This window comes from Pseudoalteromonas sp. TP27, from assembly GCF_056470645.1.
On sequence record NZ_JARDAK010000013.1, the window covers coordinates 1 to 17,758 of the forward strand.

General features: G+C 38.9%; 15 protein-coding genes and 2 pseudogenes. 8 read left to right on the forward strand and 9 right to left on the reverse strand.

Annotation, left to right across the window (positions count from 1 at the left end):
- Nucleotides 1-31 precede the first annotated feature (31 nt).
- Both PX700_RS14645 and PX700_RS14650 read left to right on the forward strand, forming a co-directional pair.
- Nucleotides 32-1,708, forward strand: a complete 1,677-nt coding sequence (locus PX700_RS14645; RefSeq protein ID WP_479521098.1) for a hypothetical protein — start codon at nucleotides 32-34, stop codon at nucleotides 1,706-1,708.
- 328 nt (nucleotides 1,709-2,036) lie between these two features.
- Nucleotides 2,037-2,313: pseudogene (locus PX700_RS14650) on the forward strand (transposase); the annotation flags it as partial.
- A 208-nt stretch (nucleotides 2,314-2,521) separates the two neighbouring features.
- Here the strand turns inward: PX700_RS14650 and PX700_RS14655 are convergent.
- The 8 genes and pseudogenes from PX700_RS14655 to PX700_RS14690 all read right to left on the reverse strand — a co-directional run bounded on the left by PX700_RS14655 (nucleotide 2,522) and on the right by PX700_RS14690 (nucleotide 7,780).
- The gene (locus PX700_RS14655) at nucleotides 2,522-2,815 is read right to left on the reverse strand and encodes a type II toxin-antitoxin system RelE/ParE family toxin (protein WP_479521099.1); all 294 of its coding nucleotides are present in this window, start codon (nucleotides 2,813-2,815) and stop codon (nucleotides 2,522-2,524) included.
- Nucleotides 2,815-3,054: a type II toxin-antitoxin system ParD family antitoxin gene (locus PX700_RS14660; protein WP_415637150.1), complete on the reverse strand. Its 240-nt coding sequence runs from the start codon at nucleotides 3,052-3,054 to the stop codon at nucleotides 2,815-2,817. Before PX700_RS14660 ends, PX700_RS14655 begins: the two co-directional genes overlap by 1 nt.
- A gap of 519 nt (nucleotides 3,055-3,573) precedes the next feature.
- Nucleotides 3,574-3,762 (reverse strand): annotated as a pseudogene (locus PX700_RS14665) (DsbA family oxidoreductase); the annotation flags it as partial.
- Nucleotides 3,763-3,961: 199 nt separating this feature from the next.
- Nucleotides 3,962-4,621, reverse strand: a complete 660-nt coding sequence (locus tag PX700_RS14670) for a DsbA family oxidoreductase (RefSeq protein WP_415637149.1) — start codon at nucleotides 4,619-4,621, stop codon at nucleotides 3,962-3,964.
- Nucleotides 4,622-4,741: 120 nt separating this feature from the next.
- Complete coding sequence (locus PX700_RS14675; RefSeq protein ID WP_415637148.1) at nucleotides 4,742-5,962, reverse strand: M24 family metallopeptidase; 1,221 nt, start codon at nucleotides 5,960-5,962, stop codon at nucleotides 4,742-4,744.
- A 73-nt stretch (nucleotides 5,963-6,035) separates the two neighbouring features.
- Complete coding sequence (locus tag PX700_RS14680; protein WP_479521100.1) at nucleotides 6,036-6,647, reverse strand: flavin reductase family protein; 612 nt, start codon at nucleotides 6,645-6,647, stop codon at nucleotides 6,036-6,038.
- A gap of 9 nt (nucleotides 6,648-6,656) precedes the next feature.
- On the reverse strand, nucleotides 6,657-7,385 hold the full coding sequence (locus tag PX700_RS14685; RefSeq protein ID WP_479521101.1) for an SDR family NAD(P)-dependent oxidoreductase: 729 nt from the start codon (nucleotides 7,383-7,385) through the stop codon (nucleotides 6,657-6,659).
- Entirely contained in the window at nucleotides 7,382-7,780 is a 399-nt protein-coding gene (locus PX700_RS14690; protein ID WP_415637145.1) for a thiol-disulfide oxidoreductase DCC family protein, read from the reverse strand. Before PX700_RS14690 ends, PX700_RS14685 begins: the two co-directional genes overlap by 4 nt.
- 120 nt (nucleotides 7,781-7,900) lie before the next feature.
- Between PX700_RS14690 and ppc the strand changes: the two genes are divergently transcribed.
- Together ppc and cdd are read left to right on the forward strand one after the other, a co-directional pair.
- Nucleotides 7,901-10,546, forward strand: coding sequence for a phosphoenolpyruvate carboxylase (gene ppc, locus PX700_RS14695; RefSeq protein ID WP_415637144.1), 2,646 nt, complete (start codon nucleotides 7,901-7,903; stop codon nucleotides 10,544-10,546).
- A 160-nt stretch (nucleotides 10,547-10,706) separates the two neighbouring features.
- Nucleotides 10,707-11,633, forward strand: a complete 927-nt coding sequence (gene cdd / locus PX700_RS14700) for a cytidine deaminase (protein ID WP_415637143.1) — start codon at nucleotides 10,707-10,709, stop codon at nucleotides 11,631-11,633.
- Nucleotides 11,634-11,700: 67 nt separating this feature from the next.
- Here the strand turns inward: cdd and udp are convergent, their stop codons facing one another.
- Nucleotides 11,701-12,456: a uridine phosphorylase gene (udp, locus tag PX700_RS14705; RefSeq protein WP_415637142.1), complete on the reverse strand. Its 756-nt coding sequence runs from the start codon at nucleotides 12,454-12,456 to the stop codon at nucleotides 11,701-11,703.
- Nucleotides 12,457-12,920: 464 nt separating this feature from the next.
- Between udp and PX700_RS14710 the strand changes: the two genes are divergently transcribed.
- The 4 genes from PX700_RS14710 to PX700_RS14725 all read left to right on the forward strand — a co-directional run bounded on the left by PX700_RS14710 (nucleotide 12,921) and on the right by PX700_RS14725 (nucleotide 17,748).
- Nucleotides 12,921-14,030, forward strand: coding sequence for an arginase family protein (locus PX700_RS14710; RefSeq protein ID WP_415637141.1), 1,110 nt, complete (start codon nucleotides 12,921-12,923; stop codon nucleotides 14,028-14,030).
- Nucleotides 14,031-14,157: 127 nt separating this feature from the next.
- Nucleotides 14,158-14,859, forward strand: a complete 702-nt coding sequence (locus PX700_RS14715) for a substrate-binding periplasmic protein (RefSeq protein ID WP_479521102.1) — start codon at nucleotides 14,158-14,160, stop codon at nucleotides 14,857-14,859.
- 126 nt (nucleotides 14,860-14,985) lie between these two features.
- Nucleotides 14,986-16,287 carry a polyamine export protein PaeA gene (gene paeA, locus PX700_RS14720; protein WP_415637139.1) on the forward strand — a complete coding sequence of 434 codons (1,302 nt, stop codon included), beginning with the start codon at nucleotides 14,986-14,988 and terminating at the stop codon, nucleotides 16,285-16,287.
- A 291-nt stretch (nucleotides 16,288-16,578) separates the two neighbouring features.
- The gene (locus tag PX700_RS14725; RefSeq protein WP_415637138.1) at nucleotides 16,579-17,748 is read left to right on the forward strand and encodes an efflux RND transporter periplasmic adaptor subunit; all 1,170 of its coding nucleotides are present in this window, start codon (nucleotides 16,579-16,581) and stop codon (nucleotides 17,746-17,748) included.
- Nucleotides 17,749-17,758 lie beyond the last annotated feature (10 nt).

The following is a 17,758-nucleotide window of genomic DNA, read 5'->3' on the forward strand; positions in this document are numbered from 1 at the left end:
AGTCTTCAATCTCTCCATCAAGGAATGGTGTATGTCTGATAAAACTAAAGAACAATTAGAATATGAGGAAAGGTTACGTAGAAGGCTAAAAATTTTACAAGATCAAATGAAGCAAGGAAAAATTCATATAGCAGAAGGCTTAAAAGTTACAGAAAGCCTAGAAGCAGTTCGTATGGATAAAAATGGAGTTGTTGATCTAGATACTGTAGATGGTCTAGTACGGTCGATGGCACTTGCTGTTACAGAGATGAACGATAGAGAAGAAACTAAAAAGTTAGCATCACTATCTGATATCCAAAATGCATATTTCAATTTTTTTGAGCAAAATTTTGGTGACTATTATAAGTTAATGCTCAAGAGGAAATTGACTCCAAATGATGCTGGTCGCGCAGCTATGCAAAGTGAAGCATCTATAAAAGAAGTGACTGAAAACTTAGATAAACTTTTAGAGTTTATAGAAGAGTTTTGGAAGGAACTTGGAGATATTGCTCATATTCATGTTGAAGACCAACATAACAATATCAAAGGTGTATTTGGTGGGGATTTATTTCCTGCGCATGATGAAAACATTGCATCTAAATGTGGTATCTACACAGATACAATAATTTTACCTGACCCTTTCCTACGCTCAAAACATGTTTTCGAAAAATCGAAGTTGGCTGACAAAGCCTACTATTTAATGAAGCATGCTATGAATATTCTTCAATATAAAGAGTTAGCTTGTGCGGATGTAGAAATCCCTATTGTTGTAGTTTTGCCTGATACAGCTGCTTTAGATAAGGAAGAGCGAGAGTTTTTTCATGAACTTGGCATTTCTGATTCGTTAAAGCATTCTGAAAGACTATTCGGTCGAAAATTTGAATCTCTTGATGACTTGCTAGAGTTTGCTCATGAGTTAGATACTGTTGAACGAGCAGTTGCGGAGATTGCTGACGAATCTAGATGTTTGTTTGATACAGAATGGGATGGGGATATTAGTGCACAATTAAAAAGAGCCTCTGAGTCATCGCATACGAGGCTGATAGGAACGAATAATCCAGGTATTATTCTCGCCAATCAATCTGTAGGAAGAATGTCAGTTAGCAATGAGCTTTTAATCAAATCTCGAAGGTTAAAGGGCTCGCCAATTATCGATGCACCAACTTCATGGCAGTATCTAGCATGGAAAATGGAGTATGATTCTTCCGAAGTTGAATCTGCAACCAATACTAGAGATTTACATGTAACAAGAGGACTACAGGATTTAGCTGACGGTGATATGCAGTGGTTAGGTAATGTCCCGCCTAGTGCGTTAATCGAAGTTCGTAAGCAAGGCGCAATGGATGAAATCCGAAGCATGCTTGGAAAAGGAGTTAAAGAGTTAGTTCAAAGTAACCCTAACAACTTTCATCGTTCTAGGGATCAAATGTTTGACAACATCAATGAGGCATTTGATAAGCATAAAGAAAATATTAAGCAGTTGAGAGCAAAGCAGTGGAAATTTGCAGGATCTGATATTGGATCATGGCTTGTTACTGGAACTCTCGGAGTAACTGCTGCTGCAACAGGAGCACCAATCTGGGCTTTAGCTGCATTAGGTGCAGATCAGATATTCGATGCTCCTAAACTGAAAAGCATTCCTGCCTCAATCAAATCACTAATAGAGGAAAATAAAAAGGAACAAATGTCTCCTGTCGGAATGTTATTCAATATCAAAAAGAAGACTTAACAAGGCGCTTAAACGGAACTAAAACAGTTGGTTAGGTTCCGCTTCGCTTCAAAAAATTAACAAGGCACCCATCCTAAATTTTTGCGAAAAAGCCAACAAAAACATCATGAAGAGTACATTATTATAAATAATGTATCACGCAAAACAACAAGAAATTAACAAGACACCCATCCTAAATTTTTACGAAAAAGCCAACAAAAATAGATAAATTAACAAGAGATAAATTAACAAGACACCCATCCTAATTATTACGTAAAATTAACAAGACACCCATCCTAAATTTTTACGAAAAAGCCAATAAAAACAGCATGAAGAGTGCATTATTATAAATAATGAATCACGCAAAAAGCTGAGCTATGTAGACAAAATGAAAGTAAAAATAGATAGCCCAATGGGGCGACGATAGCTGTTTATTAAAGAATGGCAAACGACTAGGCTGTATTGAACCGGCTTTCCTTCAAATAAAAAGCGGAACATTACAGTGAATAAAGGGATGAATAAATTGACCTTACGGGGTCAAACGAAAGTGAATGCCTTACTTCACGCTGCGGCAACTGTATTGCCTTGTTCATAATATAGAAAAGCTACAAAATACGATGTATTGAGAAGGGGAAGCCCTTTTAACCTCTTATAAGCCACTCAGGCACCTGTAATTCCTTCCAAAACGCCAATAGAAACAACACCAAACACTTCTTTATATGCTGCGTAAAAACACAGTAATCGATTGAACCAAAATAGGAACTCAGCTATGGTTTGTTTATTAATAAAAACAAATTAAAAAACGAGTTAATCTACAGGCTCGTTATATTTTTCTTAGAGTGCGGAGTTAACATCCATGCTTTTATGTAATATCCGCACTATAAATATCTGATTGTTCTTATATTCTTTGTAATAAATTACATGGCTAGCTTGCGGGTATTTACTATAGCCTTCTCTAATGTAATCACAGTTAATGCCTAGCTCGGGATCAATCGACAATAAATGAAACGTATTATCTAATACTTTAAGGTAGTCATTTCGCTGGGAAAGTCCCCACGTTATTTGAGTATATTTAGCTATTTTTATTAAGTCTGTTTTTGCTTTCGAAGATAATACAAACTTACCCATTAATGGTTATCTTTATCTAATTCAGTTAATAGGTTCTCATAGCTGTACTCGGCAACACCGCTTTGTTCACCTTGGATTAGCATATTACGTAAATTTAATAACTTAGCTTCTTGATCTTCTAAAGCGCGTAAGCCAGCACGAACCACTTCACTTGCAGAGCCATAACGACCAGTGTTAAGTTGTTGGTTTATAAACTGATCGAAGTGATCGCCTAATGTTACGCTTGTATTTTTAGCCATAATATAAAACCTCATAAGTACCTATATATAATATATTATGGTATAAAAAATATAACAAGTCACTTAAAAGGACAAATAACAATTGGTTTTGGTTTTTGCTCCTGCGTCGCTTATTTTAACCAACCACCTGTATCGAGAGTTGCGCCTTTGGCGGAGTGTGGGATTAGCAAATGCTTTTCAGCAGTGAGGACTGCATCACACGAACAATATTGATGAAGCGTACACAGAGAATTATGTAGGCCATAGGCGCTATCGTGGCCCTGAAGTGCTGGTATCGCTCCGATAAATATTAGATCTGACTGACGAGGTTAATAAATTAACGTGACACCCATCTTAATTGGGATAGCTTTGTTTGTTCAATTAAGATGTCTGTCTTTATTTTGCTATATAAATTAGCTGTTTATGTGCGTCGACACTCAAATAAGTTTATAGTAAGGTGATTATTACTCGCTTAGTTATACGCAATAAAAAAAGCTGCATTGCGCAGCCTTTTGAAGTGTTAAACAACAATTTTACTCGTTAAGCCTCTTGCTTGGCTTCTTCTTCACTAATTTGTTTTAGTGCTTGAATGAATGAGTCGCTTGGTTGTCCGCCAGTGAGTGCATATTTATCGTTGATGATAAACGTTGGCACTGACGTAATACCCATTTGTTTAAAGCGGTCTTGCTCTTGGCGTACGTCTTGTACGTATTTGTCTGAATAAATTAACGTGACACCCATCTTAATTGGGATAGCTTTGTTTGTTCAATTAAGATGTCTGTCTTTATTTTGCTATATAAATTAGCTGTTTATGTGCGTCGACACTCAAATAAGTTTATAGTAAGGTGATTATTACTCGCTTAGTTATACGCAATAAAAAAAGCTGCATTGCGCAGCCTTTTGAAGTGTTAAACAACAATTTTACTCGTTAAGCCTCTTGCTTGGCTTCTTCTTCACTAATTTGTTTTAGTGCTTGAATGAATGAGTCGCTTGGTTGTCCGCCAGTGAGTGCATATTTATCGTTGATGATAAACGTTGGCACTGACGTAATACCCATTTGTTTAAAGCGGTCTTGCTCTTGGCGTACGTCTTGTACGTATTTGTCTGAATGTAGGATACCGCGCGCTGTTTCTTTATCAAGACCTACTTTTTCAACAACGTCGAGCAGTGCTTCTTCTTGATTTAAGTATTTTAAATCTGTGAAGTGCGCTTCAAAAAAGGCGAGTTTTAACTCAGTTTGCTTACCTTCTTCACGTGCCCACATTAATAAACGATGCAAATCAAAGCTGTTGATCATGATGCGTTTGCCATCAAAATTAAAGGTAAACCCAGCACGTTGACCTGCTTCGAACATGTTTTTACGATTTTCGTCGCCTTGCTCTTCACTTAGGTTGTACTTTTGCATTAAATGTTCGTTTAAGTCTTGACCTTCAATTGGCATATCTGGATTTAGTTCAAAAGGATGCCACGTAATATCTGCACTCATTTCGTCTTTAAGTTGCTCTAGTGCAGTTTCTAGGTTTTTATAACCCACTACACACCAAGGGCACATTACGTCTGAAACGATATCAATTTTAAAGTTTTTCATATTTATCCTTTTGAGGATTGCTTATAACTAAGTATAAAAAAGGATATTGGGATTAATTTAGCTTTATCAATACCAAACTAAAAAGAGCAGCTAAACAGCTGCTCTTGAAGGTATTCGGTTTTAAGCGTTAAGCCCAAATGGGTCGTCAATGCTATAACTTGGTTGTGTAAACCAATGAGGGCCGTTGTCGGTCATGTAAAAATGATCTTCTAAACGCACGCCAAATTCATCGGGTATAACTAACATTGGCTCGTTACTAAAGCACATGCCAGGTGCTAGTGGGGTTTTGTCACCGCCCACCAAATATGGCCATTCATGAATGTCTAGCCCAATGCCATGCCCCGTACGATGCGGGCAACCCGGTGTTTGGTACTGCGGACCTAGCCCTTGCGCTGCTAAATAGTTACGTGCGCCCGCGTCTACGTCTTCGCACGTAGCACCGATTTTAGCTGCATTAAACGCAGCCATTTGCGCTGCTTTTTCGTGATCCCAAAACATGCGTTGGCGCATTGTTGGCTCGCCAAATACATAGGTACGGGTAATATCAGAGAGGTAATCGTGTACTTTACAGCCGGTATCTATTAATACCATATCGCCTTTTTTAAGTACTTGGGCGTCTTTAACACCATGCGGGAAAGACGTTGCAACACCAAATAAAACAATACAAAAATAGTTACCTGGCGCGCCTACTTTTTGGTGTGCTTGTTTTATAAAAGCTTCTACTTCGGTGGTGGTTATTCCTTCATAAAGCATGCTTGCTGTGGCTTGATGCACGGCTATGGTCATATCCATAGCGCGCTGCATTAAGCTAAGCTCGTGAACTGATTTATGCATACGGCAATGCGCCGTGACAGGTTGTGCGTTTATGAGTGTTAAACCCGTTTGCGCTTTATTAATACCGTCGAATATAAAAAATTGTGCGCTTTCATCAATGCCAATAGTTGCGTTTTCATTAATGTTTAACTTTTTTAATACTTCGACAAAAAGTGCGTAAGGGTTTTCGTGCTCTTGCCACCCATGAATAGGCCCATCTATCACTTTAAACCCGTTTAACGAGCCAATCTCAAAGTATGGTGCTATATATTGCACGTCACCAAGGGCGGGTAATATTGCGCCAACCATGCGTTCGCTCGCGTACCATTTCATGCCTGTAAAGTAGGTTAGATTGGTGCCAGCGTTTAAATATATTGCATCTATGTTGTTTGCTAGCATATACGCTTGCGCCTTGGCTATGCGCTCTAAATGTTCGTCAGCAGCAATAGGGATAAGGGTTTGCGTCATATTACTTAGGCTTGCCAGCGCTTGCTCGCTTGATTGTGTACCTATACCTATGGTGGTCATGTTTTTCTCCTTGGTTTTTAGGCATTGTGCGCAATGTGAAAAGGGAATTCAATTTTATGAGATAACATGCATGCTAAGGTTTTTTCGCATAAGGCAGGCGCATTAATTTATTACTTGTGTGGTAGCTATCAAGCCCGGTTACTGCCACTGTTTCTATTGCTTGTAAATCTAAAAAGCCATCACTTTGTAGTGCTGCTTTATCTACATATACATCCATAATTTCGCCAATGACAAGCTCAGTACCATTGATGGCTAAATGTTGGTTTTCTACAAATTTAACCGAGTACTTTAAACGGCTTTCTTGTACAAAGGGCGCTGCAAAGTCGTTTAAGTACTCAGGTGTTAAGCCTGTGGCGTCAAACTCAGACTCTTCTTTATCGTAACGGGCTGAAGTTTGATGAGCTTGCTTATAAATTGACTTATTCACTTGGTTTATAGTGTAAGTGCCCGTTTGTAAAATATTTTCAAACGTATGACGCGGCACACTGTGAGGGCGCATTATCATTGCGACTAACGGTGGATTTGCACCTAAGTGAATAACGGAGCTGACAATAGATAGGTTGGTATTGCCAAGTAAGTCTTGCGTACCAATTAAATTAGCGCTTTTAAAACCCGAAAGAGAATTAATTAAATGAGTACGGGTATGTTTTTCAAGTGCGTCTATTTGCGCTTTAGTAAAATGCATTAAAAGTCCTTACCACGGTATTGTAGAGCCTTGCCAATCTAAATAAGCAGGTTCACCGTTTAGTTTTAAATCAGGGTTGTTGTTTGTTAATTCAAAAAGTTGCTTAGCTACAAATTCAGGTGTAAATAATTTACCTGCAGGTACGTTTTTTTGAAAAGGCTTTGAGAGTTCTGTATCGGTGGTGCCTGGATGAAACAAAATGAGTTTGGTGTTTTTAGCACGACGAGCAAGTTCAATAGACGCCGTTTTAAACAACATGTTAAGCGCGGCTTTAGACGCTCTGTAAGTATACCAACCACCTAACTTGTTATCGTTTATGCTACCAACGCGTGCACTTAGCGCTGTAATTGTGCACTGCGTTTTATGGGTTAACAGCGGCAATACACTTTGCAAGCACAGCAATGGGGTGAGGGTGTTTGCACTTATAATTTCATTAAAATAATCAGCATTTAAATCTTCTAATTTTTTCTCTGGCATGTGCTGAGCGTAATGAAGTTTACCATTGAATATAATAACTTGGTGTAAATCGGCTTGCATGTCTTTTAAGTGCTGGGTAAAAATGGCCAAGCTTTTAGCACTGTAGTCAGTGCTAAAGTGCTCAATATTTGTAGAGGCGCTACTGCGATATTCACTTGAGCTTACACACAGTACTTTAAATTGCGATGCATGGTTATTTAAGTGCTCAACATACGCTTTTGAAATGGCGCTACTAGCGCCAAATAAAACAATGGTTTTCATTTGTCACCTTTTGTTTTTATACCGCATTGGCCATTACTGCACTGAGTATTTGGCATTAAAAAGCGACTAATAGGGTGCCGATACTTTGCAAATAGTAGGTATCCGCAGTCAGCGAAAAAACTAATTATTGGCAAGCGAAAAATTTTCAACCAGCTGTGTTTACCTACAATTTTCCATGCCTGATAGGTTACATCTAACCCATAAACCATTTCGCCTGAATGTGTTTGCGCTTGTAAATAGGTCATTGCTTTTTCTTTATCAATATATGAATAGCGCTCACTAAAATCGGTGGCGTTAAGATCTTCAAGCGCAATTTTATTTTCAGTATCAAACTGCTTTAGTTGTGTCATTTCGGTGCTGCAAAGAGGGCAGCTGCCATCATAAAAAATGATCATAAAATAGGTTAGCGTTTATTTTTCATATACTTTTTTACGACATAGCATTGCAAATGGATCTATTAAATTTTGCTCCATGATGATATTAATAGCACTCCATGAAACAAAGGAGAATGAGAAATGAGTGAACAATATACCGCCTTGCGAGGTAATGTAAACTTACTAGGGCAGCTACTAGGACAAACAATTAAAGATGCCCAAGGCCAAGCGATTTTAGATAAAGTTGAAGAAATTCGTGCTTTATCAAAGTCATCTCGCAGTGGTAATGAAGACGACAGACAAGCGCTGATAGATATACTCCACGCGCTTAGTGATGAAGAGCTTTTACCGGTTGCCCGTTCATTTAATCATTTTTTAAATCTTGCCAATGTAGCAGAGCAATTTCATACCGTTTCGCGTTTTAATGATGTTGGCCTTGGTCAACAAAACCCTCTCACTCAAACATTAAAAACGTTAGCTACAAAAGCAGAACAAGGCCAGTTAGACAGTAATCATTTGGCCGAAACACTCTCAAAACTCCACATAAACTTAGTACTTACCGCCCACCCAACCGAGGTTACGCGCCGTACTATGATTAACAAACAAGTTGAGCTAAGCGATTGTTTAGCATCGCTTGAGCGAAAAGATAACTTACCGCAAGAGCGTGATAATATTTTAAATCGCATTGAGCAGCTGATTAGCCAAGCTTGGCATACCGACGATATTCGTCGTTCTCGCCCAACGCCTGTAGATGAAGCTAAATGGGGCTATGCAGTTATAGAAAATAGCCTTTGGCATGCGGTGCCGCGTTTTTTACGTGAGTTTTCAGCTAATGTTAAAGACCAGCTCAGCTTAGAGTTACCAATAGATTACAGCCCAATTGAGTTTACGTCTTGGATGGGTGGAGATCGTGATGGTAATCCGTTTGTAACTTCGCAGGTTACAACAGAGGTACTTGACCATGGTCGTTGGATGGCACTTAATTTATACATTCAAGATTTAAAAACATTATGTGCTGAACTATCTATGTCAGATGCCAGTGATGAGCTTATTGAGCTTGCAGGGCAAGAGTTTGAACCTTACAGAGCAGTAATTAAAAAGCTTAAAAATCAAGTTGCAGAAACAGTAGCGCACTTAGGTGCTAAAATTAAAAATAAGCGCAGTGATTCACAAGACTTAATCACTAATATTAATCAGCTTAAGCACCCAGTAGAAGTATGCTACCGCTCATTATTAAAGTGTAATATGAAAGTAGTTGCCGATGGCCTATTGCTTGATTTACTGCACCGTATTAATAGCTTTGGTTTGCGTTTAGCTAAACTTGATGTACGCCAAGATTCGTCTCGCCACGGCGATGTGTTTTCTGAGCTGACTCGTTATTTAGGTTTAGGCGACTACAACCAATGGCAAGAGCAAGACAAACAAGCATTTTTACTTGCAGAGCTTAACTCACGCAGACCGCTTATTCCAAAACATTGGCAACCAAGCCCAGATGTACAAGAAGTACTTGATACCTTTGATGTAATTGCCAAGCAAGACGAAGAAACATTTGGTTTGTATATTATTTCGATGGCGCGAACAGCATCAGACATTTTAGCAGTACAGCTATTGTTAAAAGAAAGCGGCTGTAGCTTTGATTTACCTGTAGCACCACTGTTTGAAACACTCGACGATTTAAATGCAGGCAGTGATGTAATTACCACATTGCTTGATAATGTTTGGTATCGCGGGCACATTAAAAACACGCAAAATGTGATGATTGGTTACTCTGATTCAGCCAAAGATGCCGGCATGATGGCAGCAGGTTGGGCGCAGTACGAAGCAATGGATAAATTAGTACAGCTTGCTGATGCACGCGGTATTGAGCTTATTTTATTCCACGGACGTGGTGGTACAGTAGGGCGTGGTGGTGCACCTGCGGCGCAAGCGCTTCATTCACAACCACCAGGTTCGTTAAAAGGGGGTTTGCGTGTAACCGAGCAAGGCGAGATGATCCGCTTTAAATTTGGTTTACCCGATGTAGCACTGCAAAGCTTAAATATTTACGCAGGTGCAGTACTACAAAGCAATTTATTGCCGCCGCCGGAACCAAAACCAGAGTGGCGCGAAGTAATGAAGCTAATAAGTGAGGAGTCGTGTGAGCATTACCGTAATGTAGTTCGCCACGATGAAAACTTTGTACCTTACTTTAGAATGGCAACGCCTGAACTTGAACTGTCTAAGTTACCGCTTGGCTCGCGCCCTGCAAAACGTAATCCTAATGGCGGCGTTGAAAGCCTACGTGCTATTCCATGGATTTTTGCGTGGAGCCAAAACCGTTTAATGCTTCCTGCATGGCTAGGTGCGTTAACAGGCTTAAAAGCTGCGCTTAATAAGTACGGCGCAGAAACCCTAAACGAAATGAGCTTACAGTGGCCGTTCTTCAGATCGCGCTTAGAAATGCTAGAAATGGTATTTAGTAAAGCCGATTGCTGGTTGAGTGAGCATTACGATAATGCGCTGGTGGAAGATATGTACAAACCACTGGGTGTAACGCTTCGTAAAGAGCTACAAGAAGCTATTAGCCTAGTACAGTCACTTAGCCCGCAAAAAAGCTTACTGGCTGAACAGCCATGGATTAAGGAATCGATTAACTTACGTAACCCGTACACCGATCCACTTAATTTATTACAAGTTGAGCTACTTCGCCGAGCACGTTCAAGTGAAAAAGGCAGTGAAGGCGATATTGATAATGCATTAATGATCACGATGACAGGTATTGCGGCAGGTATGCGTAATACCGGTTAACATGTTATTTTGTTAGGTATACCAATTAATTATTTTGTTGGGTATATCAGTTAAAAATAAAGGGAGCACGCGATGTGCTCCCTTTATTTGCGTTAAATAGGCTGGTATTTAACACCCTAACCTTTTAAACTACTTAGCCATTGAATAATTAAAAAATGTTATGGCTTCAGCAACTTTTACTGTACAGCAAGATACAGCACTTACAAATTCTCACATCACATTAAACGTAGCGCAAACTCAAGCATTACGTAGTCAATTAAAATCACAACGTGGCATATTAAATTCTAATAATATTAAAGCGTTATGCGCGCAACTCAATGTATCGGATGATTCATTATTACAAGGTTTAGTACCTTTAGCTTCTGAGTATGCTGTTGCGCCGATATCAGATTTTCATGTAGGCGCAATTGTTAAAGCACTTGATGAAAACGGTGAGGTAAACTTTTACTTTGGTGCAAATGTAGAGTTTGATCATCAAGCATTGAGTTTAGTGGTTCATGCAGAGCAGTCGGCAATTAATAATGCATGGTTAAACGGCGCTAAAAAAATAGTTAAAATAGCGATTAGCGATGCACCGTGTGGTTATTGCCGCCAGTTTATGAACGAACTCGCTGATGCGAAAGAGTTTGATATTTTATTGCCAGAGCAACACTTTAAATTGGCAGAATTACTGCCGCACTCGTTTGGGCCGACTGATTTAGGTAACGCGTTTAGCTTGTTTAATCCAGAGCCTCACCAGCAAGTATTTGCAAATGCTCAACTAGATGAAAAGCTAGCAAGTACAGCATTAAACGCATACGTACCCTATAGTAAAAACTTTAGTGCAGTAAAAATTAGTACATTTGAAAATGGTGATTTTTACGGAAGTTACGCAGAAAACGCAGCGTACAGCCCAAGCTTGTCGCCACTGCAAAGTGCGCTTAGCCAATTATTTATCGCAGGGCTTAGCTTTAACGAAAGTACGGTAAAAGGTATTACACTTTTAGAAACCGCAGGCAATGAAAACCAAGCGGGTGTAGCACGTGCTGTACTTGCAAGTTTTAATAATCTACCGGCAATAGAAGTAATTAGTGCACAGCTAAAATAACCTTTCAAAAACAATAAAGCACAGCCAAAGCTGTGCTTCATAATGTTACTAATTAATAGGATCCGTATTAATCAAGTAACACTTTAGCCGCTTCTAATACTACCGCTACAGATTTACGCTCAATTTCACCATGGTCAACATTTGGTATTTCTTGACGAGTACGATTAACAAGTACGCCAGCTACACAGGCTGCTTGTAAGCCAAGTGCTGCACACATAGTAAATAATGTTGCCGATTCCATTTCGTAATTCATCACGCCCAGTTTTTGCCACTCTTCGCAGCTACCTTGTAGTGATTTAGGAACGTAGCCAGAATGCGTATCGTAACGCTCTTGTCCTGGGTAGAATGTATCGCTTGATGCCGTAATACCAATATGGAAATCGATATTTAAGTTTTTACATGCTTGTACCATAGCTTGTGTTGCATAAAAGTCAGACACAGCAGGGTAGCTAAGAGGAGCAAAATGTTGGCTAGCACCGTCTAAACGTACAGACGCTTGGCTAATTAAAATTTCGCCTTCATTGATATGTGGTTGAATCGCACCGGTTGTACCAATACGTAAAAACTTACGCACGCCAAGTTGTGCTAATTCTTCTACTGCAATCGACGTAGATGGACCACCAATACCCGTAGAACAAATAACCACTGAGTGGCCGTTTAATTGACCTAAGTAAACATGAAATTCGCGAGTTTGAGCTAGGCAGGTTGGGTTGTCTAGGAATTGAGAAATACGTTGTGCACGATCAGGGTCGCCCGGTACAATCGCAAGTTTTGCACCTTTAAGATCGTCAATACATAGTCCTAAGTGAAATACCTTTTCCATAACTAAGCCTTTTATAATAATTTGTTGTCAATCTAGCATCATTACTAGAAACGTATATTAAGTACAGGACGATTGTCCGATTTATCTTAACTCTTCCAATTAAATCTTAATAATTTTAAGGACTAATTTGATTTATTCACCAACTATGAATATTCAATCAAGCACTTATATTCGCAGCCCCGTTACGGTGTTGACTTGTTCAGGCAGACATAATAAGTATCACTCAAGCGCGTAACTACAATTTAAAAGTTGATTGCCGAATCATTAAAATACCATTTAAATTCATTTGCTTACAGATTTTTTGATTGCATGAAAGTAAACGTATTTATTTACATTAGGCACTCACTTATTTAGAAAAACGAAATTTATTTGAAGTTTAGGCATTTTTAGTAATTTTGCATAACTAATCAAAAGTAATCGAAACTAATTAGCTGCGTACAGAAAAAAAACCGAAGGAGTTTACTATGAGCACACAATTTGAAGCATTTAAAAACAAAGTTGAACACTATTTATGTTCACCCGGTGATGGCGTATTTACAGTAAACACAGCTAAAGAGCGCAAAGCCGCACTGCGTAATAAGCTTTATGGGCAAACCGAAAACGTAGATTCACTTTGGCGCGACTCTTTAAATGAGCTACCAAATTCTCCACATAAAGCCGTAATGTTAGGTATTAGCTCAGACTGTGGCGGTGGTATTTTACGCGGCGCAAATTGGGGGCCGTTATTTGTGCGCTCAGCATTAATTGATCAGCAACCACAGTGTCACTCGTTTGATTTAGGCGATGTGCGTGTAATCCCACATTTACTTCACGATAAATACTTAAACGATGCAACCATTTCTAATTGCCAAAAAGCGTTATACGGTAATGAAGATAACGACTATTACGTAAGTCCGTTATCAATCACAGAAGATGTGTGCGACAGCTTTTACGCAACATTTAAAAATAAAGGCATATTTGGTATTGGTGGCGATCACTCAATTAGTTACCCACTTACTAAGGCGTATTTAAAGGCAAAACGTGAGCAAGGTAGGCGTACCGCTATTATTCACTTTGACGCGCATACCGATTTACTTGTTGAGCGCTTAGGCATAGATTTATGTTTTGGCTCGTGGTGTACACATATTTTAGAATTTTTACCGGCACCGCATCATTTAATTCAGTTTGGTATACGCTCAAGTGGTAAGCCAAAAGCGCATTGGGAAAGTACATTTGGTGTTAAACAGCACTGGGCACATGAAATTATTGAGCGCGGTGCAGCGGCCGTTGCTGCTGATGCAATTGCACAGCTAAAAGCCGATAACGTTGATGAAGTTTACGTAAGCTTTGATATTGATGCGCTTGATGCCGAGTTTGCTTCTGCCACAGGTACGCCAGAGCATAATGGTTTAACACCTCAGCATGCGCTTGATATTTTATCAGCTATTGCGGATGAGTTTCCGATTACGGGTGCTGATATGATGGAAATAGCGCCCTTTACCGACAGCTCTTTAGTGGGTCAATCAAGCTCTGAAACAACACTTAGAGAAGGCGCTAAAATTTCAGCATTTTTAATTAATGCGATGAATAAATAGCTGGTTGAAACCTAAAAAATCTAGTCCTATCAGCGTATAGGGCTAGGCTTTTAGTTTAAAAACTAGCAGTTCGGTTGCCCTCAACTATAGTTGTTTATATCAATTTTTAATTTAAGGGCGTAGCTGAATGAGGTTGTATATACTCATACTGTGTTTTGCATGCATAAAGGTTAATGCAGCTGAAATTACTATTGTGACCGAAGTTTTTCCAGATTTTCAATATATTGACGAAAATAATCAGCTGGCTGGCCGCTCTGTTGATAAAGTAAAGAAAGCACTTGCTACCACTGATATAAAATACACTATGTCAGCTCATAGCTGGGCTGTATCGTATAACGCGGTACTTCGAGATAAAAACACATGTATTTTTTCAATTGTTAAATTACCAAATAGAGAAGATAAATTTAGTTGGATTGCTCAACTAGAGCGCTTTGATTCTGCTATATACTCCCTTAAATCACGACACATCCATCTAAATACGCTTAACGATGCTAAAAATTATAAAATTGCCGTGCTACGCGATAATTTTAGCCACCATTACTTATTAGAGCGAGGCTTTAGCGAAACTAAAAATTTACTTATTATTGATAGCCTAGACAAAATTGATAAAATAATAAGTACTCGATACGATATTCTCGATTTTGTTATTTTAAGCAATAAGCAGTTTAACTATCGTGCAAAACTCGAACCTAAATTAAAGCTACTCGAACCTGTTTTAAATCTTAATACCAAACAGTCTCCCCTTTACTTTGCTTGTAATATAAACATGGAGCAAAGCCTACAAGATAAACTTTCGGCTGCATTTGATGAGGCAAAAATAAGCGACTAAGTCATTTAATTCAATGACTTAAATATTTATTATTATAACATTAAAATATAAATTGCCGCATTTAAAAAACCGATTATAATCCAGCTGCTTTTTGTTTAAAAAAGCGCTAACTTTTTGGAGCGTTAAATGGGTGATTTAATCGGGATTAGCTTATTGATCTTGATCAGTGCGTTGTTTGCTATGTCAGAAATAGCAATTGCAGCGTCGCGTAAAATAAAACTGCGAGTAATGGCAGATGAAGGGAATATAAAGGCAGCAGCGGTACTAAAGCTACAAGAAAATCCAGGGGCTTTTTTTGCCATGATCCAAATAGCACTTAATGCTATAGCAATACTCGGTGGTATTGTGGGCGAGCAGGCGCTATCTCCTTATGTTGAAAGTGTGTTGGTCTTGTTTTACCAAGGTGTGCATTTAGAAAAGATTAGCTTTTTACTTTCATTTTTTACTATTACATCTTTGTTTATATTATTTGCCGATTTAATGCCAAAGCGCTTAGCGATGATAATGCCTGAGGCCGTTGCAGTTCGTGTAGTAACCATTATGCGCTGGGTAACATTTGCGCTTACGCCTCTTGTTATGTTTTTTAATGGTGTTACTAACTTTGTGCTGCGCTTATTTAAGGTGCCGGCTGAGCGAGAAGACAATGTAACAACAGAGGACATTGTTGCCATGATGGAAGCAGGTGCTGCATATGGCAGTTTGCAAAAGCAAGAGTATGAACTCATTGGCAATGTGTTTGACCTAGAAGCGCGATTTTTATCAAGCGTAATGACGCCACGTGACCAAATTGTGTATTTTGATTTAAACGAAAGTAGCCATGATATTGCCACTAAAATTATAGATCATCCTCATAACCACTTTTTAGTGGTATCAGGAAATTTAGATAAGTTGCATGGCTCTGTTGAGTCTAAAGATATTTTACGACAAGTCCTAAAAGGCGAAGCCGCCAACATAAACGACGACCTGATTGATAAAGATGTTTTTTACTTACCCGAAACATTAAGCCTATCAGAAGCTTTAAATGCGTTTAAAAGCGCAGCAAAGCCATTTGCGGTTGTAGTAAACGAATATGCACTTTCGGTGGGTATTGTTACGGTTAAAGATTTAATGAAAGGGTTTATGGGGGATTTAATAACTCACCAAGGTGATGAACTAATTATAGAGCGCGATAAAAACTCATGGCTTGTAGATGGACTAACGCCAATTACAGATTTAGCAAAAGTACTTGATATAGAAGAGTTTCCTGATCAGATGCACTATGAAACAGTTGCTGGATTTTTAATTTACAACATGAAGCGAATACCTAAACGCGCAGAGCATTTAACTTTTGCAGGCTTTAAGTTTGAAGTTGTTGATGTTGAAGGGATTAGGGTAGAGCAATTGTTGGTTTCAAGGGTTATCATCCCGCAGACTACTATTACCCCTTAAAAAACTAAGTATGACGCTAGTCGTTTATATAAATAGCCAAGCTATATTTGCTTGGCTTTTTTGTGTTTGTTAGAAGCTTTGTTCCTAAAATAAAAAATTATTTCAATATGTTAAGTTGTTTTATTTTCATACAGGCTTGATTCTGTTTTCATCTAATTAACATTAAATACAACCTAATACGTATATCGCACTCAAGGGTTTAAGTTTGTGTAAATTTCTTCTAATTAAGATTCATTTTCAGCGCGTTTTAATTTAGAATGATCGTTCACTCTAAACTAAAAGGTATTTAACATGCAGCGTTCCCGCATCGCTTTATTTGTATTATCAGCCCTCGTCGGGTCTGTTGCTTTAACTGGTTGTGACCAGGCAGCTGAGCAGTCACAAGCTTCAGCTCCTAAAGCTGTGCCAGTGGGTGTACTTACATTAAAAAGCCAAGCGCTTACTCTCAAAAAAGAACTTCCTGGTCGTATCAGTGCATTTCAAATTGCTGAAATACGCCCTCAAGTAAGTGGTATTGTGCAATCTCGTTTATTTGTAGAAGGTAAAGAGGTTAAACAAGGCCAGGCTCTGTATCAAATAGATCCTGCGACATTTGAAGCAGACTTAGCAGCAAGTGAAGCAAGCGTAGCGCGCGCAGAGGCAAGTATTGCGAGTTCTAAATCAAAAGCATCGCGTTATAGTGAATTATTAAAAATTAAAGCGGTAAGTCAACAAGATTTTGACGAAGCAGATGCAGCTTCTAAACAAGCAAATGCTGAATTATTAACGGCTAAAGCGCAGTTAAAATCGGCGCAAATTAACCTTGATTACAGCCATGTGTCTTCACCAATTAGTGGTCAAATTAGTAAATCAAGCGTAACTGTAGGTGCACTAGTTAGTGCCAATCAAAGTACTGCACTTGCTACCGTAACTCAGCTAGATCCAATTTATATTGATTTAACACAATCAAGTAATGAGCTTACCAAACTTAAAAAAGCATTATCATCAGGTGCACTAAGCGTTGATTCTACTAGCCAAACTGACGTTGAACTTATTATGGAAGATGGCTCTGTTTATCCTCATAAAGGTACATTGCAGTTCTCCGAAGTAACCGTTGATCCAAGTACTGGCTCAGTAACATTACGTGCTAAATTTTCAAACCCAGAAAAATTGTTATTGCCAGGCATGTATGCCCGCGCTTCTATTGTAGAAGGCGTTAAGGCGGATGCTATTTTAGCCCCGCAACGTGGTGTTAGCCGAAACTCAAAAGGTGAGCCAACGGCAATGGTCGTGAGTAAAGAGAATACTGTTGAAAGCCGTGTTTTAAAAGTAGATAGAACGATTGGTTCTGATTGGCTTGTTACTGATGGCTTAATGGATGGCGATAAGTTAATAGTTGAAGGCTTACAAAAAATCCGCCCTGGTGCGCCAGTGAATCCTTCTGAAATTCAATCGTCTGCTAAAGCCGATCAAGCGCAATAACGGAGAGTTT

Bases quoted from the DNA above. Each gene is read 5' to 3' on its own strand.
- PX700_RS14715 (WP_479521102.1), top strand. From the start codon at position 14,158: ATGAGGTTGTATATACTCATACTGTGTTTTGCATGCATAAAGGTTAAT.
- PX700_RS14655 (WP_479521099.1), bottom strand. From the start codon at position 2,815: ATGGGTAAGTTTGTATTATCTTCGAAAGCAAAAACAGACTTAATAAAA.
- PX700_RS14675 (WP_415637148.1), bottom strand. From the start codon at position 5,962: ATGACCACCATAGGTATAGGTACACAATCAAGCGAGCAAGCGCTGGCA.
- paeA (WP_415637139.1), top strand. From the start codon at position 14,986: ATGGGTGATTTAATCGGGATTAGCTTATTGATCTTGATCAGTGCGTTG.
- PX700_RS14685 (WP_479521101.1), bottom strand. From the start codon at position 7,385: ATGAAAACCATTGTTTTATTTGGCGCTAGTAGCGCCATTTCAAAAGCG.
- PX700_RS14645 (WP_479521098.1), top strand. From the start codon at position 32: ATGTCTGATAAAACTAAAGAACAATTAGAATATGAGGAAAGGTTACGT.
- PX700_RS14725 (WP_415637138.1), top strand. From the start codon at position 16,579: ATGCAGCGTTCCCGCATCGCTTTATTTGTATTATCAGCCCTCGTCGGG.
- PX700_RS14710 (WP_415637141.1), top strand. From the start codon at position 12,921: ATGAGCACACAATTTGAAGCATTTAAAAACAAAGTTGAACACTATTTA.
- cdd (WP_415637143.1), top strand. From the start codon at position 10,707: ATGGCTTCAGCAACTTTTACTGTACAGCAAGATACAGCACTTACAAAT.
- udp (WP_415637142.1), bottom strand. From the start codon at position 12,456: ATGGAAAAGGTATTTCACTTAGGACTATGTATTGACGATCTTAAAGGT.
- PX700_RS14660 (WP_415637150.1), bottom strand. From the start codon at position 3,054: ATGGCTAAAAATACAAGCGTAACATTAGGCGATCACTTCGATCAGTTT.
- PX700_RS14690 (WP_415637145.1), bottom strand. From the start codon at position 7,780: ATGATCATTTTTTATGATGGCAGCTGCCCTCTTTGCAGCACCGAAATG.
- PX700_RS14680 (WP_479521100.1), bottom strand. From the start codon at position 6,647: ATGCATTTTACTAAAGCGCAAATAGACGCACTTGAAAAACATACCCGT.
- ppc (WP_415637144.1), top strand. From the start codon at position 7,901: ATGAGTGAACAATATACCGCCTTGCGAGGTAATGTAAACTTACTAGGG.
- PX700_RS14670 (WP_415637149.1), bottom strand. From the start codon at position 4,621: ATGAAAAACTTTAAAATTGATATCGTTTCAGACGTAATGTGCCCTTGG.